Origin of the sequence: Sphingomonas astragali (assembly GCF_051400615.1) — a bacterium.
Lineage (GTDB): Bacteria > Pseudomonadota > Alphaproteobacteria > Sphingomonadales > Sphingomonadaceae > Sphingomonas.
Genome location: NZ_JBLFFH010000001.1, coordinates 632,262 through 651,420 on the forward strand (window position 1 = coordinate 632,262; position 19,159 = coordinate 651,420).

The following is a 19,159-nucleotide window of genomic DNA, read 5'->3' on the forward strand; positions in this document are numbered from 1 at the left end:
ATGGCGGGCGGCGGCGCTCAGGCGTCGCCGCCTCACCGCCATGCAGTGCTCCTGCGAAAGCAGGAGCCCAGGCCGCAAGCGACATCCGCTAATCCAGCGCTCCTGCCTTCGCAGGAGCACGAAGCTATCCTTACTGCCCGCCGGTAGGCTGCTGCCCGGCGGCGGCCCGCGTCGACTGGCCGTCTCCCTGGGGGGCGGCGATGATGTCGCGGGTGGTCGTGCCCTTCTCGACGACATTGGTCTGGGGATCGCCGACGCCCGAGCGCACGCCCACATCGGCGACGTCGCGGCCGGCGGCGTTCAGCGCGCTGGTCTCGCTGTTGCTGCGCGGCGCCGGGCCGCCGAACAGCGCGTCGAGCGCCTGGTTGGCCGGGCCGGTCTCCTGCGGGCGCGGCGCGCCGGGCTGCGGCGGCTTCAGCGCGAAGTCGGGCGGGATCACCAGCGGCGCCTGGCGCGCCACCGCGAACTCGTCCGGACGCGAGCGGTCGAAGCCGCGGTTGCCGCAGCCGGCGAGCGCCAGCGCGGCGATGCCGACGGCGGCGAGGGTGATGGCCTTACGCATTCAAACTCTCCCGAGGAGCAGGCTTCTCGCGCACGAACAGTGCCCGCGCGAGCAAAATCAGGACGCCGATGGTAATCGCGGCGTCGGCGACATTGAAGACCAAAAACGGCTGCCAGTCGCCGAAGTGCAGGTCGGCATAGTCGACGACATAGCCGAAGCGCACGCGATCGAGGATGTTGCCGAGCGCGCCGCCCAGCACCATGCCGAGCGCGATCAGGTCGAACCGGTTCTTCTCGCGCAGCATCCACCAGGCGACGCCCGCCGCGATGATCCCGGTCAGCGCCACCAGCCCCCAGCGCATCGCGTCGCTGTCCGCCGCCAGCATCCCCAGCGACACGCCGACGTTGGGCACGAACTTCAGGTTGAAGATCGGCAGCACGGTGATCGATTCGCCGATCTGGTCGAGCCCGAGCACGCCGGTGACATAGGCCTTCACCGCCTGGTCGGCGAGGAACAGGATGAGGGCGACGAGGAAGCCGTTCAGGCGAGGACGATTCATATCAGCCAACTACTCGGGCACAGCGGTCGCACAGAGCGCCGTCGCGCGCAACCTCGGGAAGATGACGCCAGCACCGGCCGCACTTCTCGTAGGCGGTGCGGGCGACGGTGACCTCCGGCCCCCTGGTCACTCTGGCGACGATGAACACCTCGGCGAGCTCGTCCTCGGCCAGCAACTCCTCGGGCACCGTCACCTCGGCCTCGAGGCTCGATCGGATCACCTTGTCGCGGCGATAGGGCTCGATCGCCTCGGTGACGCGCTCGCGCAACTTGCGGACATCGTCCCATTCGGTCGCCACCGGCCGGTCGGCGGGCGGGCTCGGCAGCTCGGGCCATTCGAGGAAATGCACCGACCCGTCCTCGCTCGGGAAGCGCGTCAGCCACACCTCCTCGGCGGTGAAGGGGATGATCGGCGCCGCGTAGCGGACCAGCGCGTGGAACAGCACGTCGAGCATCGTGCGATAGGCCCGCCGCTTCAGGTCCGACGGCGCATCGCAGTAGAGCGAATCCTTGCGGATATCGAAGAAGAAGGCCGACAGGTCGTCCTGCGCGAAATCGGTCAGCGCACGGGTGTAGCGGTTGAACTCATAGGCCTCCGCCGCCGTGCGCAGCTCGACGTCGAGCTGGCCCAGCCGGTCGAGGATATAGCGTTCCAGCTCCGGCATCTCGGCGACCGGCAGCCTCTCCGCCTCGGTGAAGCCGTCGAGCGCGCCGAGCAGGTAGCGGAAGGTGTTCCTGAGCTTGCGGTAGGTGTCGCTGGTGCCGGCGAGCACTTCCTTGCCGATGCGCACGTCCTCGAAATAGTCGGTCTGCGCGACCCACAGGCGGAGGATGTCGGCGCCCGCCTCGTCGATCACCTTCAAGGGATCGACGACGTTGCCGAGGCTCTTCGACATCTTGCGCCCGTTGCCGTCGAGCGCGAAGCCGTGCGTCAGCACCGCGTCGTAAGGCGCGCGACCGCGCGTGCCGCACGATTCGAGCAGCGACGACTGGAACCAGCCGCGATGCTGGTCCGATCCCTCGAGGTAGAGGTCGGCGCGCACGCCCTCGCCGTAGCGCTGCTCGATGGTGAAGACGTGGGTCGATCCCGAATCGAACCAGACGTCGAGGATGTCGTTGACCGGCTCGTAATCGGCGAGGTCGTGTTGGTCCCCGAGCAGCGCCTGATGATCGGCGCCGAACCAGGCGTCGGCGCCGCCGGCCGCGAATGCCGCGACGATGCGGTCGTTGACCTGCGGATCGCGCAGATACTCGCCGGTCGCCTTGTGGACGTAGAGCGCGATCGGCACGCCCCAGGCGCGCTGGCGGCTGATCACCCAGTCCGGGCGCCCCTCGACCATCGAGCGGATGCGGTTCTTCGAGCGCTGAGGCACCCAGTGCGTGCGCTCGATCGCATCGAGCGCGAGCTCGCGCAAGGTCGGGCCGTTGCCGATCCCGGCACCCATCATCACGCCGGTGCCGGTGGCGAGCTCGACCGGCTGCAGCGCCGCGGCGGCGGCGACCACGTCGACCTCGACGCGCTGCGGCCGGTCCATCGGGATGAACCACTGCGGCGTGCAGCGGAAGATGATCTTGGCCTTGGACCGCCAGCTGTGCGGATAGCTGTGCGCGAAGTCGTCCGACGCCGCGAGCAGCGCCCCGGCGTCGCGCAGGTCGTTGCAGATCGGCCCGTCGGACGCGACGAACTTCTTGTTGATGACGCTGCCCTGACCGCCCAGCCACAGCCAGTCGGCCCGGTAGAAGCCGCCATCGTCGACCGCGAACACCGGGTCGATGCCATGCGCCTTGCACAGCTCGAAATCGTCTTCGCCATGGTCCGGCGACATGTGGACGAGCCCGGTGCCGGCATCGGTGGTGACGAAATCGCCCGCCAGGAACGGACGCGGCTTGGCGAAGAAGCCGCCGAGATGATGCATCGGATGGCGGGCGACGGCGCCGGCTAGGTCAGAGCCCTTTAGTGTCCCAATGAACTCAGAACCAGCGTCAGACAGCCATGCAATTACTTTTGCTCTGGCTTCTGCGAGAAGCAGCCGACGGCCGCTTGGCAATCTGACGACTCCGTATTCAATCTCCGGCCCGTAGGCTAATGCCTGGTTCACCGGGATCGTCCACGGCGTGGTGGTCCAGATCACCGCATGGGCGCCGACCAGCTCAGGCGCGTTCGGCGCCTCGACGATCTCGAACGCGACGTCGATCTGGGTCGACACCACGTCCTCATACTCGACCTCGGCCTCGGCGAGCGCGGTCTTCTCGACCGGGGACCACATCACCGGCTTGGCGCCGCGGTAGAGCTGGCCGCTCTCGGCGAACTTCAAGAGCTCGCCGACGATCGCCGCCTCGCTGCCGAAGTTCATGGTGAGATAGGGATCGTCCCAGTCGCCCATCACGCCCAGGCGCTCGAACTGCGCGCGCTGCACGCCGACCCAATGCGCGGCATAGGCGCGGCACTCGGCGCGGAACTCCTGCGCCGGCACCTCGTCCTTGCTGCGCTTCTTGGCGCGGTACTGCTCCTCGATCTTCCACTCGATCGGCAGGCCGTGGCAGTCCCAGCCCGGGATGTAGGGCGCGTCCTTGCCCATCAGCGACCGGCTGCGGACGATGATGTCCTTCAGCACCTTGTTCATCGCATGGCCCATGTGGATGTCGCCGTTGGCATAGGGCGGGCCGTCGTGGAGGATGAAGCGCTCGCGTCCGGCGCGCTGCTCGCGCAGCCGCTCGTAGATGCCGATTGTCGCCCAACGCTCGAGGATCGCCGGCTCCTTCTGGGCGAGGCCGGCCTTCATCGGGAATTCGGTCTTCGGCAGGAAGACGGTGGAGCGATAGTCTGGAGCGTCGGTCATGGGAACGCGCGCATTAGCGGACAACGCGTCCGGGACAAACACCCCTTCGCCCTGAGCTTGTCGAAGGGCGAAAGCCACAGGCGATTCGGTTGAGGCACACTCGCCCTTCGACAAGCTCAGGGCGAACGGAGGAGGGCCTTGGCCCGCTCGCAATCCTCGGCGATCCGCGCCTTGAGCGCGTCGAGGTCATCGAACTTCTCCTCGGGCCGGATATGGTCGATCAGCCGGACCTCGATCTCCTGTCCATAGAGGTCGCCCGAGAAATCGAAGAAATGGGGTTCGAGCAGTTCGACCGGCGGATCGATGCTCGGCCGGATGCCGAGGCTGGCGACGCCGTCGAGCACCCTGCCGCCGGGAATGCGCCCGCGCACGGCGTAGATGCCATAGGCAGGACGGAGATAGGTGCCGAGCGTCAGGTTAGCGGTCGGATAGCCGAGGACGCGGCCGAGCTTCGCCCCCGGCTCCACGAGCCCGCGAATCGCGAAGGGCCGGGTGAGCAGCCGCGCCGCCTCGCGCGGATCGGCCGCCTGCAGCGCCTCGCGGATGCGGCTGGACGAGACGGGCTCGCCGCCCTGCGTCACCGGAGGAACGACGTCGGTCGAGAAGCCCAGCTCGCGGCCGAGCGCGGCGAGCACTTCGGTGTTGCCGCCGCGACCCTTGCCGAAGGTGAAGTCCTCGCCGGTCACCACCCCGCCGACACCGGCCAGGCCGACCAGCCGCTGCTCGGCATAGTCGCGCGCGGTCAGCGCGACGAGCTCGGCGTCGAACTCGAACACCAGCATCGCATCGGCGCCCGCCGCGGCGAACAGCTCCTCGCGCTGGTCGAGCGTGGTGAGGCGGAACGGCGGCGTATCGGGGCGGAAGAAGCGCACCGGATGCGGATCGAAGGTGGCGACGATCGCCGGCCACCCCTCGGCGCGGGCACGCGCGATCGCCCGGCCGACCACCGCCTGGTGCCCGAGGTGAAACCCGTCGAAATTGCCGAGCGCGACGATGCCGCCACGCAGATGGGCCGGCACCGCCGAGCTGCCGGAGAGCCGCTCCATGGTCGCGCCTATAATCGGGCTAGCGCTGCGGCACCATCCCCGCGCGCAGCACGCGGAGCACGTTGCCGCCCATCACCTTGGCGACCTCGTCGTCGGTGAAGCCCCGATCCCTGAGGGCCTGGGTGATGACGACGAGCTGGCTCGTGTCGAATCCCGTAGTGACCGCCCCGTCGAAGTCGGAACCGAGCCCGACATAGTCGATGCCGACGAGGTCGCGGACATGCGCGATCGCGTCGGCCACCTTGCGCGGATCGGTCGAGCAGATCGCCGCGTCCCAATAGCCGATCCCGACCACGCCGCCGGTCCTGGCGACGCCGCGAATCTCGTCGTCGGTAAGATTGCGGTTGACCTTGCACACCGCCTGCACCCCGCCGTGGCTGGAGACGACCGGGCGCCGCGCCATCGCCAGGATCTCCGCGACCGAACGGTGGCTCGAATGGGCGATGTCGACGACCATGCCGAGCTGCTCCATCCGCCGCACCGCCCGCTGGCCGAGCGGGGTGAGCCCGCCCTTGGCGACCCCGTGCATCGATCCTGCCACCTCGTTGTCGAAGAAATGCGCGAGCCCCGCCATGCGGAAGCCGGCGGCATGGAGCCGGTCGAGATTGGCGAGCCTGCCCTCGATGTCCTGCAGCCCCTCGATCGACAGCATCGCCCCGACCAGCTTCTGCCCCTTCGCGCGGTCGGCGAGCAGGCGGTCGAGCCCCTCCGGCGTGGTGATCAGCCGGAGCCGGCCGTCCGACGCGGCGGCGGCGCGCTTCAGCTTCTCCGCGTGCCAGATCGAGCGCTCGAACAGCGAGCCCCAGGTGCGCGGCGGCTGGAGCTGGGCGAAGGCGAGCAGCGTGATGTTGTCGGTATCGCCCGAGTTGGCGTCGTAATTCTGACCCTTCGGCGTCTTGGTGACCGACGAGAAGACCTGGAGCGCGACATTGCCCTCGATCAGTCGCGGCAGGTCGACCTGGCCGCGATTCGCCCGCTTCAGCAGGCTGCGCGACCACAGCAGCGTGTCGGCGTGCATGTCGGCGATCGCGAGCTTGGCGTGCAGCGCCCGCGTGCCGGGCGTGACGCGCGGTAGAGGCGTGGCGACGACCTGGTTCATGTCGCCCTCGACCTTGCCCGGCACGAGCGTGAAGAAGCCGATGGCGGCGATCACGATCAATGCCAGAATGATGAACAGCCACTTGCGCATCGTCCCCCTCCGTCATGCCGGACTTGTTCCGGCATCCACCGTGCCGGCAGTTCCTTGGCTGAGGGGTATGCGGAACCGTGGACCCCGGCACAAGCCGGGGTGACGGGAAGGGCTCAACGGCGTTCCAGGGTCACGAAACTGTAGCCCTCATGATCCTCCCGGAACGTCTCGCGCCAATCGGCGGAAGCGAACGCCGGTACCGTCGCCTCACCTTCCGGCGCAGCATGAACCTCGGTAAGCTCCACCCGGCCGGCGCGCGGCAGGAACAGCGCGAACACCTCCGCCCCGCCGATCACCGCGATTTCCGGCACGTCGCCCGCAAGCGCGATCGCTTCCTCGGGCGTATGCACGACTTCCGCACCCGCCGCCGACCACAACGGATCGCGCGTCAGCACGATATGCCGTCGTCCGGGCAGCGGGCTCGGGAAGCTCTCGAAGGTCCTGCGCCCCATCACCATCGGCTTGCCCATGGTGAGCGCCTTGAACCGCTTGAGATCGGCCGGCAGCCGCCACGGCAGGCCGCCGTCGCGGCCGATCACGCCGTTGTCGGCACGGGCAAGATAGAAGGTGATGCGCGCAACCACCCGCCCGCTATGCGGCGGGAAGCGGCCGTTGCCAACCGTCGCCGACCAGCATCGGCGGCAGGCACGGGTGCGGCTTGGCGGCAGAAGGAGCGATCAATCCGGCCACCGCCGAGGCGGGAATGACCTGCGCGAGCAACACGGCAACGGCGAGCAGCGGTCTCAGCATCTCGTTTCCTCCCCGATACGGACTACAGATGTAGTCGTTCGGCTGAACCGAAGCTGAACGCCGGTGTTCAGACGGCGACGGCGGCCTTGATGTGCGGCTGCGCCTCATAGCCGTGGAGGACGAAATCCTCATGCTCATAGGCGTCGATCGACGGCGGTTTGCGCGCGATCTCCAGCCGCGGCAGCGGCCCAGGCGTGCGGCCGAGCTGCTCCCGCGCCTGCTCCAGATGGTTGGCGTAGAGATGGCAGTCGCCGCCGGTCCAGATGAATTCGCCCGGCGCCAGGCCGCACTGCTGCGCGAGCATGTGGGTCAGCAGCGCATAGCTGGCGATGTTGAACGGCACGCCGAGGAAGATGTCGGCCGAACGCTGGTAGAGCTGGAGCGACAGCCGTCCGTTCGCGACATGGGTCTGGAACAGGCAATGGCACGGCGCCAGCGCCATCGCATGGAGCTCGCCGGGATTCCAGGCGGTGACGATCTGCCGGCGCGAGGCCGGGTTCGTCCGGATCGTCTCGATCAGCTCCTTGATCTGGTCGATGTGCCGGCCGTCGGCGGCTTCCCAGTCGCGCCACTGCTTGCCGTAGACGGGCCCGAGGTCGCCGTTCCCATCGGCCCATTCGTCCCAGATGCTCACCCGCCGTTCCTGCAGCCAGCGGACGTTGGTGTCGCCGCGCAGGAACCATAGCAGCTCGATGATGATCGACCTCAGGTGCAGCTTCTTGGTGGTCAGCACCGGAAAGCCATCGGCCAGGTCGAAGCGCATCTGGTGGCCGAACACGCTCCGCGTGCCGACGCCGGTGCGGTCCATCTGCTCGGCGCCCTGGGTCAGGGCGCGCTCCATCAGCTCGAGATACTGGCGCATGGTGGGACTTTAGCCGGGCAGGACGGACAGGCAAGCAGTGCCTCCGAAGCGGTGGGATCAACCTCCAGAATCGAGGCGATCGGAATTCGATAGCAAGGAAGCTTATGTCACAATTTCAGTATGATGCCGGTGCTGAACGACACCGTTCCAACCTATCTCGCCACCTTGGCGGAGGCGCGGGCCTTGTTCGGCATCATCGCCGGCGCGCCGGCGGAGATCGCGGTGATCGCCTATCTCGCAAAGGACCGGCGGCTGATCGGGCTCGACTATGTCGTCGGCACGTCCGATTCGGTCGAGGTCGCGCCGCGCCGCGTGGTCGCAGGCGTGCTGCGCCATGATGCCAGCCGGGTGGTGATCGCGCACAATCATCCGAGCGGCGACCCCAGGCCCAGCAGCACCGACGTCGCCCATGCGCGGCGACTCGCGCAGGCGCTGCAGCCGATCGACGTGCGCTTCGACGATCAGCTCATCCTCACCCGGTCGGCGACGACCAGCCTCAGGGCTTTGGGGTTGCTTTAGCCTGCGGCGCCGCCGCGGGCGGCCGGGGAGCGCGGCATGGCACGATCTCCGACGGATCGGGCCGCAGCCCTTGGGGGCGGAACAGCGCGATATAGCCGCCCGCCGACGGCATCGCCTGACGCTCGATCTGGACATAGCCGACCGCGGCGAACTCGCACTGGAGCAGCGCCGGCGGCGTGCCGTGGTTGCGCGTCTCGCGATTGGCGTCGACCACCACCACCGCGCCGTCGGGCTTCAGCGACGGGCGAAGGTTCCACAGGAATTCGTAGGGCGACTGGATCTCGTGATACATGTGCACCATCAGCACGCGGTCGAAGCTCGTCGGCGGCAGCTTGGGATCGGCCGGCTCGCCCAGGCGCACGCTGACATTGTCGAGCCGTTCGCGGGTGACGCGCTGGGCGAGCGCGTCGCGCACCGCGGGCACGATGTCCTCGGCCAGCACCCGTCCCTTGGGGCCGACGCGCTGCGCGAGGCGGATGGTGTAATAGCCCTCGCCCGCGCCGATGTCGGCGACGGTCATGCCGGGGGCGATCCCCGCCTTGTCCATCACCGTCGCCGCCTCGTTGAGGCGGTCGCGCGCCTCTTCGGTCGACCAGCGCGGCGAGACGATGCTCGCGACCGGGCGGTCGGCGGCCGGGAACTCCGGCTTCTCCTCCTGCCGGTTGGCGAGCTCGACCGGCGCGCTTTCGCAGGCCGGAAGCAGCAGCAGCAGCGCGAAGGCGGCCCTTCGGATCAATCGACGTCCTCCACCTCGACCTTCTCCCCGGTCACGCGCTGGGATAGCGCGGCCGCCATGAACTCGTCGAGGTCTCCGTCGAGCACGTCGGAAGGCGAGGTGGAGGTGACGCCGGTGCGCAGGTCCTTGACCATCTGATAGGGCTGCAGGACGTAGCTGCGGATCTGGTGGCCCCAGCCGATGTCGGTCTTGGTCGCGTTCTCGGCATCGGCCGCCGCCTCGCGGATCGCCAGCTCGCGCTCGTAGAGCTTGGCGCGAAGGCGCCGGAACGCCTCGGCGCGGTTCTTGTGCTGGCTGCGGTCGTCCTGGCACTGGACGACGATGCCGGTCGGCAGGTGGGTGATGCGCACCGCCGAATCGGTCCGGTTGACGTGCTGCCCGCCCGCGCCCGAGGCGCGATAGGTGTCGATGCGCAGGTCGGCGTCGTTGATCTCGATCTGGATGTCGTCGTCGATCACCGGATAGACCCACACCGACGAGAAGCTGGTGTGGCGCCGCGCCGCGCTGTCATAGGGCGATATGCGCACCAGCCGGTGCACGCCGCTCTCGGTCTTGGCATAGCCGTAGGCGTTCTCGCCCTTGACCAGCAGCGTCGCCGACTTGATCCCCGCCTGCTCGCCGGCGTGATGGTCGACCAGCTCGACCTTGTAGCCGTGGCGCTCGGCCCAGCGCGTGTACATGCGTTGGAGCATCTCGGCCCAGTCCTGGCTCTCGGTGCCGCCGGCGCCGGCGTTGATCTCGAGATAGGTGTCGTTGGTGTCGGCCTCGCCGGAGAGGAGGGCCTTGACCTTGTTGTCGTTGGCGCGCCGCGCGAGCTCGGCGAGGCTCTGCGCCCCCTCCTCGGCCATCGCCTCGTCGCCCTCGGCCTCGGCCATCTCGATCAGCTCGGCGGTGTCGGCGAGCTCCCGCTCGATCGCGCGCGTCGCGGTGATCGCCTCGTCGAGGCGGCGACGCTCGCGCATCACCTCCTGCGCCGCCTTGGGATCGTTCCACAACGCCTGGTCCTCGACGCGCGCGTTGAGCTCGTCGAGCCGGCGCAGCGCCTGGTCCCAGTTGAGGAACCGGCGCAGCAGCGCGAGCGCGTCATTGATGCTGTCGACATGGGCCTGCGCTTCGGCGCGCATGGGAATCAACTCCAAATCAAATGTCATCCCGGCGAAAGCCGGGATCTCAGGCAGCGAGCGATACGCCTGTGGCACGAGAGCCCGGCTTTCGCCGGGATGACGATGTAGGAAAGCGGGCTAGTAGATTCCGCCTTCCCTTTGCAAGAAATCGCTGTCGCTCGGCCGTTGCTGCGCCTGAGGTGCGGCCTGGGTGGCGGCGGCGGCCGCCTTGCGCGCCTGATCTTCCTGCGTACGGCGGGCGCGGCGCGGCTCGGTCTCGGGCTTGAAGGCCTCCCAGATCACCGCCGGTTTGCCGTCGTTGGAAACCGGCCAGGCGCCATAGACCGGCCGCCCGCTCGCGCGGTCGATCCGCATCATCCGGATGCCGGGCGGCGCGCGGAAGGGGACGACCGACAGCCCCTCATAGGCCTTCTGCGCGAATGCCTTGAAGATCGGCGCGGCGATGGTGCCGCCTTGAGCATAGCCGCCGAGGTTCGAGGGCGAATCATAGCCGAGGTAGAGGCCGCCGATCATCTGCGGCGTGCCGCCGACGAACCACACGTCGGTCGGGCCGTTGGTCGTGCCGGTCTTGCCCATCATCGGCCGCTTGAGATCGCGCAGGATCGTCGCGGTGCCGCGCTGGATCACGCCCTCGGTGATGTGCACCATCTGATAGGCGGTGAGCGCGTCGACCGCCTGGCGCCAGCGGATCGTCGGGCGCGGCATCGGCTTGCCGTCCCAGTCGGGCGCGTTGCAGCGCTCGCACGCGCGCCAGTTCGCGGGCCAGATCACCTTGCCGTGGCGGTCCTGGACATAGTCGATCAGCGTCGGGGTGAGCGCACGGCCCTGGTTCACCAGGATCGCATAGGCGTTGACCATGCGCGTCACCGTCGTCTCGCCCGCGCCCAATGCATAGGAGAGATAGGCCGGCAGCTTCCGCTCGCTGACGCCGAGCCGCTGGATCATGTCGACGACGTGGTTCATGCCGACCGTGGCGGCGGCGCGCACCGTCATCAGGTTGCGCGACTGCTCGATGCCCCAGCGCATCGTGTGCGGGCCCGATCCGCCGCCGCTGAAGTTGCGGAAGCATTTCTGGCCGAGCCGTGCGCCCTGGTAGACGCAGAACGGCCCGTCGACGATGATCGTCGCGGGGGTCATGCCGTTGGCGAGCGCCGCCGAATAGACGATCGGCTTGATCGTCGATCCCGGCTGGCGCATCGCCTGGGTCGCGCGATTGAACGAGCTCAGCCGCGAATCGAAGCCGCCCTGCATCGCCAGCACGCGGCCGGTCGCCGGCTCCTCGACGACGAAGGCGCCCGAGATCCTGGGCACGCTGCGGAGCGCCCATTGCCCGTTCTCCGGCGCGACCGCGATGATGTCGCCGGGCTTCAGCGCCGCGAAGGCGGTGCCGCCCCGGCCCCTGACCGGCATCTGCGCGCCCCAGCGCGGCAATGTGCCGGTCCTGCCGTCGCCGAAGCCGATCGTCGCGGCGTCGCCGCCGGCGTCGATCACGATAGCGGTGCGCCAGTCGGCATAGTGGATGCCGATGTTGGCGGCGATGAACGGCCCGAGCCAGCTGCCGCCCTCGATCTCCGCGCGCCCGAGCGGCCCGGACCAGCCGCGCCCGCGGTCGAAGCGCAGCAGCCCTTCGCGCAAAGCGTCCTGCGCATATTGCTGGAGCCTGGGATCATAGGAGGTGCGCACCCACAGACCCCCGGCATAGACGCTGTGCGGTCCGTCCTTGTCGGTCTCGCCGAAGCGCTCGAGCAGCTGCCGGCGCACCTCCTCGATGAAATAGCCGCCGTTGGGGTCGTAGCGCGGGCTGCGGCGGCTGACGGTGCCGAGCGGCTCGGCGACCGCCTGGTCGTGCTGGGCCTGGGTGATGAAGCGGTTGCGCAGCATCTCGCCCAGCACCCAGTTGCGCCGCGCGAGTGCGCGATCGGGATAGCGGTCGGGGCTGTAGTTCGACGGGCCCTTGGGCAGGATCGCGAGATAGGCCATCTGCGCGAGGCTGAGCTCGTTCAGCTCCTTGTCGAAATAGGCATGGCTCGCCGCCTCGACGCCGAACGCGTTGCGGCCGAGTGAGATCGAGTTGAGGTACAGCTCCAGGATCTGCGGCTTGGTCAGCGTGTCCTCGATGCGGAAGGCGAGCATCGCTTCCTTGGCCTTGCGGATGTAGCTGCGCTCGTTGCCGATCAGCAGGTTCTTGGCGACCTGCTGGGTGATGGTCGAGGCGCCGATCGGCCGCCTGTCGTTGGTGAGGTTGGTGATCATCGCCGAGACGATGCCCGGATAGTCGACGCCGTGATGCTCGAAGAAGGTGCGGTCCTCGGCCGCCAGGAAGGCGCGGACCAGAAGCGGTGGATATTCGTCGTAGCTGAGCTGCACGCGGCGCTCGCGCGCATAGCTCTGGATCGGCGTGCCGTCGCCGCCGCGCACGTTGGTCGGGAGCGGCGGCTCATAGGCCTTGAGCTTGTCGACCGAGGGCAGGCCGCTCGCGAGCGAGACCCAGAGGATGCCGAACAGGACGGCGAGCCCGCCGGCGGCGTAGCTGAGCCAGCGCACCCAGCGCCGCGCCCACACCCGCCTGATCGCGGCCCAAAGTCCACTGGCGTCTCGCTGCAGGCGCAGGCGGAGGTCGGGCTGGTCGGCGGCACTCTCGAACATCGGCGTGCGGTTTAGCAGGTCCGGCGCGGGTTGGAAGTCAGCGTGAGGCCATCCGAGTGGCGAAATGGATTTCCATGGCGCGGCGCACGCCCTCGGCGATCCGCTCGCGGCCCTCGCGCGAGTCGAGGAAATCGGCATCGCGCTGGTTGGAGATATAGCCCGTCTCGAGCAGGACCGACGGCATGTCGGGCGCCTTCAGCACGATCAGCGAGGCCATGCGGTGGAACGGCGTCCTGGTCGCGATCAGCGGCCCGGCCTCGCGCCCGAGCAGGCGGGCGAAGCTCGCCGAGGTGTTCATCGTCTCGCGCTGGGCGAGGTCGATCAGGATCGAGGAGATGTCGGGCGAGGCATCGGCGAGGTCGATGCCGGCGAGCACGTCCGCCTTGTTCTCGCGCGCGGCGAGCCGGGCCGCCTCCTTGTCCGAGGCGACCTCGGACAATGTGTAGACGGTCGCGCCGGTGGCGTCGGGGTTGCCGGCGCTGTCGCAATGCACCGAGATGAACAGCCTGGCGCCGAGCCGCCGCGCGATGCCGTAGCGTTCCTGCAGGATGAGGAACCGGTCGTCGTCGCGGGTCATCGCCACGCGCACCTTGCCGCCGGCGAGCAGCGCGTCGCGGATCGCGCGGGCGACCTCGAGCGTCAGGTCCTTCTCGCGCAGCCGGCCGTCGGGCGAGAGCGCGCCGGGATCGTGGCCGCCGTGGCCGGCGTCGATCACCACCAGCGGGCGCGAGGGATCGCCCGCGACCGGCGGCAGCGGCGCTGCCCTGGCGGGCGGCGGCACCGCCATGCTGACGCTGTAGGCGTGGCGCACCGGCGGCGCGAGATAGCTGAACGGCGGCAGGAAGCGCAGTTGCCCCTCGGCGGCGGCGCGTGCGAAGGTCGCGTCGTCCACCGTCCGCAGCGCGAAGGTGATGCTGCGGCCGTCGAAGCGACCTTCGATCGTGATTGCCGGCCGCGCGAGATCGAGCACTACGCGCGCGCCGCGCTCTCGATCGACCGGACCGGCGGCCGTCCGCGATCCGCCGAGGATGAACGCGCCTGCCTCCGCGGCACGGCCGTCGACGTCGAGCGTGACCGCATTGCCGCTCACCCGCACGTCGCGCAGGACGCCCGCCCATGCCGGTACGCCCGCGAGCCAACCGGCAAAAAGGGCGAGGAGGGCGAGCACCGCTATGCTATGCCGTGCCGCCGCGGCCACGGTCCAGCCAAAACGCATGAGGAGCGCTCGCCGGGCGGACGACGGCGGGCAAACGATGCCGCGATGGTTGTCCTTCCGGGTCGGCGATGCTACCTAGCCGGTGCCGGTACGGAACGGGACCGTTCCAAGCCGGCCGAGAAACCGCCGCGGCCGTCCGGGCCCGGCGCGCAATCAGGTTGATGCTGCATGAGGCAAAATCCGCTCCGCCTCCACCAGACCGCCGAGCGCGGCTGCGTGGACGGACCGGCCGCCCCGGACCACGGCTCCGGGCGGGCATCGGCAGCAGACGCATCACACCCATTCGTTCGTCCCGTAAGGCGCCGCACCGACGGCGGAGGGACCAGCACATCGCGCGCGCCGCGCTCCCCAGCGGAGGCCGCGCGCGCCCGGAGAAAATATAATGACCATGCGTATGTTGATCGACGCTCGCCACCGGGAGGAAACCCGCGTGGCGGTCGTCAAGGGCAACCGAATCGAGGAATTTGACTTCGAATCCGCCGAGCGCAAGCAGCTCAAGGGCAACATCTATCTCGCCAAGGTGACCCGCGTCGAACCGTCGCTGCAGGCGGCGTTCGTCGACTACGGCGGCAACCGCCACGGCTTCCTCGCCTTCTCGGAAATCCACCCCGACTATTACCAGATCCCCAAGGAAGACCGCGACGCGCTGCTCCGCGAGGAGGCCGAGCACGCTGCCGAGGAGGCGGCGCTCCGCGCCGAGGCCGACGATCATGACGACGACCATGCCGAGCACGACGACGATCATCACGACGACGTGATCGCCGAGGGCGACGAGGACGCGCCCGCGCGCAAGCCCAGGTCGAACGGCTCCGACGATCACGCCGTCGAGGCGCTGCGCGAACGCCGCATGAACCTCCGCCGCCGCTACAAGATCCAGGACGTGATCCGCCGCCGTCAGGTGCTGCTGGTCCAGGTCGTCAAGGAAGAGCGCGGCAACAAGGGCGCGGCGCTCACCACCTATCTCAGCCTCGCCGGCCGCTACTGCGTGCTGATGCCCAACACCGCGCACGGCGGCGGCATCAGCCGCAAGATCTCGAACGCCGGCGACCGCAAGCGCCTCAAGACGATCATGGCCGAGCTCAAGCTGCCGCCGACGATGGGCTGCATCGTCCGCACCGCCGGCCTCCAGCGCACCAAGACCGAGATCAAGCGCGACTTCGACTATCTCGCCCGGCTGTGGGACGGCATCCGCGAGACGACGCTCGGCTCGTCGGCGCCGGCGCTGATCTACGGCGACAGCGACCTCATCAAGCGCGCGATCCGCGACATCTACAACAAGGACATCGACGAGGTCATCGTCGAGGGCGACGACGGCTATCGCCAGGCCAAGGACTTCATGAAGCTCTTGATGCCCAGCCACGCCCGGCGGGTGAAGCATTATTCGGACGCGGTGCCGCTGTTCCAGCGCGCGCACGTCGAGGACCAGCTCGCGGCGATGTACCATCCCGTCGTCCAGCTCAAGTCCGGCGGCTATCTCGTCATCAACCCGACCGAGGCGCTGGTCTCGATCGACATCAATTCGGGCCGCTCGACCCGCGAGCACAATATCGAGCAGACCGCGACCGCGACCAACCTCGAGGCCGCGCAGGAGATCGCCCGCCAGCTGCGCCTGCGCGACATGGCCGGCCTCATCGTCATCGACTTCATCGACATGGACCATTCGTCCAACGTCCGGAAGGTCGAGAAGGCGATGAAGGAGGCGCTCAAGAACGACCGCGCCCGCATCCAGGTCGGCCGCATCAGCTCGTTCGGCCTGATGGAGATGAGCCGCCAGCGCCTGCGCACCGGGGTGCTCGAGGCGTCGACCCGCCAGTGCCCGCATTGCGAGGGCACCGGGCTGGTGCGCACCGCCTCCTCGGCCGGCCTGTCGGCGCTGCGCCTGATCGAGGACGAGGCGGCGCGCGGCCGCGGCTCCAACCTGGTGCTGCGCGCGAGCCAGGAAGCGGCCCTCTACGTGCTCAACAAGAAGCGCGCCGAGCTCGCCGAGATCGAGGATCGCTACGGCGTGACGATCGAGGTCGCCTCCGACGGCGAGCTCGAGGGCGCGCGCATGTCGGTCGAGGCCTCGGGCCCGCCGCCGGCCTACGCGCCCAAGTTCGAGCCGGCGATGGTCGAGGCGGAGGAGTTCGACGAGGTCCCCGAGGACATCGAGGAAGAGATCGACGAGGAGCTGGAGGCGGAGGCGGTCGAAGGCGAGCCGCGCCGCGAACGTCCCCAGGGCGAGAGCGAGGGCGAAGGCCGTCGCCGCCGCCGCCGCCGCCGCGGCCGCCGCGGCCGGGGCCGCGACGCCGTTGCCGGCGAGGGCGGTGGCGCCGAGGGCGAGGCACCAGCCGAGGCCGCCGAGGAGGCGCAGGAGGAAGCATCCGCCGAGGTGGCTGCCGAGGGCGAGGGCGGCGAGCCGCGCAAGCGCCGCCGCCGCGGCCGCCGCGGCGGCCGTCGCGGCGAGGCAGGCGAGATCCTCGCCGGCGAGATGGCCGAGGAGGCGGAGACCGTCGCCGAACCCGAACCCGGGCCCACGCCGGTGGAGGCCGAGGCCGAGGCCGAGCCGGCCGCAAGGGAAGAGGCTCCCAAGCCCAGGCGCTCGCGCCGCAAGCAGGCCGCTCCGGCCGAAGCCGAGAGCGCCGAAGCTGCCGTCGAGCCCGCACTCGCCGATACGGCTGCGCCGGAAGCGGAGGTGAAGCCCAGGCGCAGCCGCCGCAAGACGGCTGCACCGGCCGAAGCCGAGGCGCCGGCGGAGACGGCAGCGCCCGCGCCCGCCAACGACGACAGCGTCGAGGAAGCACCGAAGCCGAAGCGCACCCGCCGCAAGACGGCTGCCGCCAACGGCGCGGAACCGGCCGAAGCCGCACCGGTTACCACGCCTGAAGCGACCGGGGAGGACTCTGCCGAAGCTGCAACGGACGCCGATGGCGAAGGGCCGCGCCGCGGCTGGTGGCAGCGGACCTTCGGAGCTTGATGCGGGGCCGCTCCCGTCCCACCGGATGGGAGCGGCCGTTTCAGGAGCGATTCAGTCGATGCCGGCAAAGAGGCTGCACATGCGAGCTTCGATGACGCGCTGGGCCAGGCTGCTGGCAGCGATGGTCGCCGTCGCCGCGATGGCGATCGTCCATCCGGCGGCCGCCCAGTCGATCCTGCGCGATGCCGAGACCGAGCAGCTGCTCGCCGACATGACGCGGCCGATCATCCTCGCCTCGGGCCTGTCGCCGGCCAACGTCAAGGTCGTGGTCATCAGCGATCCGTCGATCAACGCCTTCGTCGCCGGAGGGCAGATCGTCTATATCCACTCGGGCCTGATCGACGCCGCCGACAATGCCAACGAGGTGCAGGGCGTCGTGGCGCACGAGATCGGCCACATCGTCGGCGGCCATGTGCCGCTCCAGGATCAGGGCTATCGCAGCGCGATGGGCATCTCGATCCTGAGCCTGGTGCTCGGCGTCGCCGCGATGGCGGCGGGCGGGGGCGAGGCGGGCGCGGGCATCCTCGCTGCCGGCCAGCGCGCCGCGCTCGGCAAGCTGCTCGCCTTCACCCGTACGCAGGAGGCGAGCGCCGACGCGGCGGGGGCGCGTTTCCTCAACACCGCCGGCATCACCGGCAAGGGGATGCTGGACTTCTTCAAGAAGCTCCAGAACCAGGAATATCGCTATGGCGTCGACCATAGCGAGGGCAGCTTCGACTATACCCACCCGCTGTCGGGCGAGCGCATCGCCTCGCTGACCCATGACCTCGTCGATTCGCCGTCGTGGAACAAGCCGCTCGACCCCGGCATCGAGGAACGGTTCAAGCGCGTGCAGGCGAAGCTGCGCGGCTATGTCAACGATCCCAAGCAGACGCTGGCCAAATATCCGCCGTCCGACCAGTCGATCCCGGCGCATTATGCGCGCGCCTACGCCTATCACCTCTCCGGCTATCCCGATCAGGCTGCGGCCGAGTCGGCGGCGCTGGTCAAGGCCGCGCCGCACGACCCCTATTTTCTCGAGCTTCAAGGCCAGATCCTGCTCGAATCGGGCAAGCCCCGGGACGCGCTGGCGCCGCTGCGCGAGGCGACCGAGGGCTCGCGCAACCAGCCGCTGATCGCCACCACCTTCGGCCATGCGCTGCTCGCGACCGAGGACCCGCAATATCTGCCCGAGGCGGAGAAGGTGCTGCGCCAGGCGGTCGCGCGCGACGACGACAATCCCTTCGCCTGGATGCAGCTCGGCACCGTCTATGAGCGCAAGGGTGACGAGCCGCGCACCGCGCTCGCCACCGCCGAGCGCGCCAGCCTGATGGGCGACGCGCGCGTCGCGCTGGTCAGCTCCAAGGCGGCGATGGCCGGCCTGCCACAGGGCAGCTCCGACTGGATCCGTGCGCAGGACATCATGCTGGTCTCGCAGACCGCGATGGAAGAGCAACGACGGAACCGACGCAATTGACGCTACGACCTTTCCTTCTCGCGCTGCTGCTGGTGGCGGCGGGCGCCGTCGGCGGCGCGGCCGTGCTCGCCATCCAGACGCTGCGGCCGGCGCCCGCGACGGGTGACGTGCGCGGCTATCTCCTCGCTCATCCCGAGGTGATCCCCGAGGCGATGAATGCGCTGCGCGACCGCGAGAGCGCCAAGGCGGTGGCGGCGAACCGCGGCGCGATCGTCGATCCCTTCCCCGGCGCGGTCGGCGGCAATCCGAACGGCGACGTCACCGTGGTCGCCTTCATGGATTATGCCTGCGGCTATTGCCGCGCGAGCCTGCCCGCGCTCGCCGAGCTGGTGAAGACCGATCCGGGCGTCCGCATCGTCTACCGCGAGCTGCCGATCCTCTCGCCCGATAGCCGCACCGCCGCCGAATGGAGCCTGGCCGCGGCCGAGCAGGGCAAGTTCATGCCCTTCCACGAGGCGCTCTACGCCGCCGGCCACGTGAACCAGGCGAGCATCGCCGCCGCCGCGGCCATCGCCGGCCTCGACCGCACCCGGGCGAGCGCGGTGGCGCGCTCGCAGCCGGTGGCGGCGGAGATCGCCAAGAATCTGAAGACGGCGGGCGAGCTCGGTGTCACCGGCACGCCGAGTTGGGTGATCGGCGACAGGTTCGCCTCGGGCGCGATCGGCTACGACGCGCTGGCCGAGGCGGTGAAGGCGGCGCGGGCGAAGGGCTAGGCAATCACTGTCCCTTACTGTCCCTCTCCCTTTGGGAGAGGGAAGG

Annotated in this window: 16 protein-coding genes; 4 read left to right on the forward strand and 12 right to left on the reverse strand. The window is 69.3% G+C overall.

Translation table 11 applies throughout. From position 1 onward, the window contains the following. Positions 1-130: 130 nt before the first annotated feature. The 8 genes from ACMGER_RS03165 to ACMGER_RS03200 all read right to left on the reverse strand — a co-directional run bounded on the left by ACMGER_RS03165 (position 131) and on the right by ACMGER_RS03200 (position 7,747). The gene (locus ACMGER_RS03165) at positions 131-562 is read right to left on the reverse strand and encodes a DUF3035 domain-containing protein (protein WP_436810665.1); all 432 of its coding nucleotides are present in this window, start codon (positions 560-562) and stop codon (positions 131-133) included. Continuing rightward, positions 555-1,061 carry a signal peptidase II gene (gene lspA, locus ACMGER_RS03170; RefSeq protein ID WP_436810666.1) on the reverse strand — a complete coding sequence of 169 codons (507 nt, stop codon included), beginning with the start codon at positions 1,059-1,061 and terminating at the stop codon, positions 555-557. The genes ACMGER_RS03165 and lspA overlap by 8 nt, the downstream gene beginning before the upstream one ends. A gap of 1 nt (position 1,062) precedes the next feature. Next, the gene (gene ileS, locus ACMGER_RS03175; protein ID WP_436810667.1) at positions 1,063-3,900 is read right to left on the reverse strand and encodes an isoleucine--tRNA ligase; all 2,838 of its coding nucleotides are present in this window, start codon (positions 3,898-3,900) and stop codon (positions 1,063-1,065) included. A 116-nt stretch (positions 3,901-4,016) separates the two neighbouring features. Then, entirely contained in the window at positions 4,017-4,946 is a 930-nt protein-coding gene (locus ACMGER_RS03180; protein WP_436810668.1) for a bifunctional riboflavin kinase/FAD synthetase, read from the reverse strand. 19 nt (positions 4,947-4,965) lie between these two features. Further along, positions 4,966-6,135: a dipeptidase gene (locus tag ACMGER_RS03185; RefSeq protein WP_436810669.1), complete on the reverse strand. Its 1,170-nt coding sequence runs from the start codon at positions 6,133-6,135 to the stop codon at positions 4,966-4,968. 113 nt (positions 6,136-6,248) lie between these two features. After that, entirely contained in the window at positions 6,249-6,719 is a 471-nt protein-coding gene (locus ACMGER_RS03190; protein WP_436810670.1) for a dihydrofolate reductase, read from the reverse strand. Between the two features lie 7 nt (positions 6,720-6,726). Continuing rightward, entirely contained in the window at positions 6,727-6,885 is a 159-nt protein-coding gene (locus tag ACMGER_RS03195; protein WP_436810671.1) for a hypothetical protein, read from the reverse strand. Between the two features lie 67 nt (positions 6,886-6,952). Next, positions 6,953-7,747 carry a thymidylate synthase gene (locus tag ACMGER_RS03200; RefSeq protein ID WP_436810672.1) on the reverse strand — a complete coding sequence of 265 codons (795 nt, stop codon included), beginning with the start codon at positions 7,745-7,747 and terminating at the stop codon, positions 6,953-6,955. A 129-nt stretch (positions 7,748-7,876) separates the two neighbouring features. Between ACMGER_RS03200 and ACMGER_RS03205 the strand changes: the two genes are divergently transcribed. Next, entirely contained in the window at positions 7,877-8,266 is a 390-nt protein-coding gene (locus ACMGER_RS03205; RefSeq protein WP_436810673.1) for a JAB domain-containing protein, read from the forward strand. Here the strand turns inward: ACMGER_RS03205 and ACMGER_RS03210 are convergent. From ACMGER_RS03210 to ACMGER_RS03225, 4 genes are all read right to left on the reverse strand, one after another. After that, positions 8,244-9,002, reverse strand: coding sequence for a class I SAM-dependent methyltransferase (locus ACMGER_RS03210; RefSeq protein WP_436810674.1), 759 nt, complete (start codon positions 9,000-9,002; stop codon positions 8,244-8,246). The genes ACMGER_RS03205 and ACMGER_RS03210 overlap by 23 nt on opposite strands. Next, entirely contained in the window at positions 8,999-10,126 is a 1,128-nt protein-coding gene (prfB, locus tag ACMGER_RS03215; protein WP_436810675.1) for a peptide chain release factor 2, read from the reverse strand. The genes ACMGER_RS03210 and prfB overlap by 4 nt, the downstream gene beginning before the upstream one ends. 117 nt (positions 10,127-10,243) lie before the next feature. Further along, positions 10,244-12,772, reverse strand: coding sequence for a penicillin-binding protein 1A (locus ACMGER_RS03220; RefSeq protein ID WP_436810676.1), 2,529 nt, complete (start codon positions 12,770-12,772; stop codon positions 10,244-10,246). Positions 12,773-12,809: 37 nt separating this feature from the next. After that, entirely contained in the window at positions 12,810-13,988 is a 1,179-nt protein-coding gene (locus ACMGER_RS03225; protein WP_436810677.1) for an N-acetylmuramoyl-L-alanine amidase family protein, read from the reverse strand. Between the two features lie 394 nt (positions 13,989-14,382). On the opposite strand from ACMGER_RS03225, the gene ACMGER_RS03230 reads away from it, so the two are divergent. From ACMGER_RS03230 to ACMGER_RS03240, 3 genes are all read left to right on the forward strand, one after another. After that, positions 14,383-16,944: an Rne/Rng family ribonuclease gene (locus ACMGER_RS03230; protein WP_436811657.1), complete on the forward strand. Its 2,562-nt coding sequence runs from the start codon at positions 14,383-14,385 to the stop codon at positions 16,942-16,944. A 79-nt stretch (positions 16,945-17,023) separates the two neighbouring features. Then, a complete protein-coding gene (locus ACMGER_RS03235) occupies positions 17,024-18,400 on the forward strand; it encodes a M48 family metalloprotease (RefSeq protein WP_436810678.1) in 1,377 nt (458 codons plus the stop codon). Continuing rightward, on the forward strand, positions 18,397-19,113 hold the full coding sequence (locus ACMGER_RS03240) for a DsbA family protein (RefSeq protein WP_436810679.1): 717 nt from the start codon (positions 18,397-18,399) through the stop codon (positions 19,111-19,113). Before ACMGER_RS03235 ends, ACMGER_RS03240 begins: the two co-directional genes overlap by 4 nt. Positions 19,114-19,159: the final 46 nt, after the last annotated feature.

Coding starts and splice junctions, on each gene's coding strand:
- ACMGER_RS03200 (WP_436810672.1), bottom strand. CDS start 7,747: ATGCGCCAGTATCTCGAGCTGATGGAGCGCGCCCTGACCCAGGGCGCC.
- ACMGER_RS03225 (WP_436810677.1), bottom strand. CDS start 13,988: ATGCGTTTTGGCTGGACCGTGGCCGCGGCGGCACGGCATAGCATAGCG.
- lspA (WP_436810666.1), bottom strand. CDS start 1,061: ATGAATCGTCCTCGCCTGAACGGCTTCCTCGTCGCCCTCATCCTGTTC.
- ACMGER_RS03195 (WP_436810671.1), bottom strand. CDS start 6,885: ATGCTGAGACCGCTGCTCGCCGTTGCCGTGTTGCTCGCGCAGGTCATT.
- ileS (WP_436810667.1), bottom strand. CDS start 3,900: ATGACCGACGCTCCAGACTATCGCTCCACCGTCTTCCTGCCGAAGACC.
- ACMGER_RS03235 (WP_436810678.1), top strand. CDS start 17,024: ATGCGAGCTTCGATGACGCGCTGGGCCAGGCTGCTGGCAGCGATGGTC.
- ACMGER_RS03230 (WP_436811657.1), top strand. CDS start 14,383: ATGTTGATCGACGCTCGCCACCGGGAGGAAACCCGCGTGGCGGTCGTC.
- ACMGER_RS03165 (WP_436810665.1), bottom strand. CDS start 562: ATGCGTAAGGCCATCACCCTCGCCGCCGTCGGCATCGCCGCGCTGGCG.
- ACMGER_RS03185 (WP_436810669.1), bottom strand. CDS start 6,135: ATGCGCAAGTGGCTGTTCATCATTCTGGCATTGATCGTGATCGCCGCC.
- ACMGER_RS03180 (WP_436810668.1), bottom strand. CDS start 4,946: ATGGAGCGGCTCTCCGGCAGCTCGGCGGTGCCGGCCCATCTGCGTGGC.
- ACMGER_RS03220 (WP_436810676.1), bottom strand. CDS start 12,772: ATGTTCGAGAGTGCCGCCGACCAGCCCGACCTCCGCCTGCGCCTGCAG.
- prfB (WP_436810675.1), bottom strand. CDS start 10,126: ATGCGCGCCGAAGCGCAGGCCCATGTCGACAGCATCAATGACGCGCTC.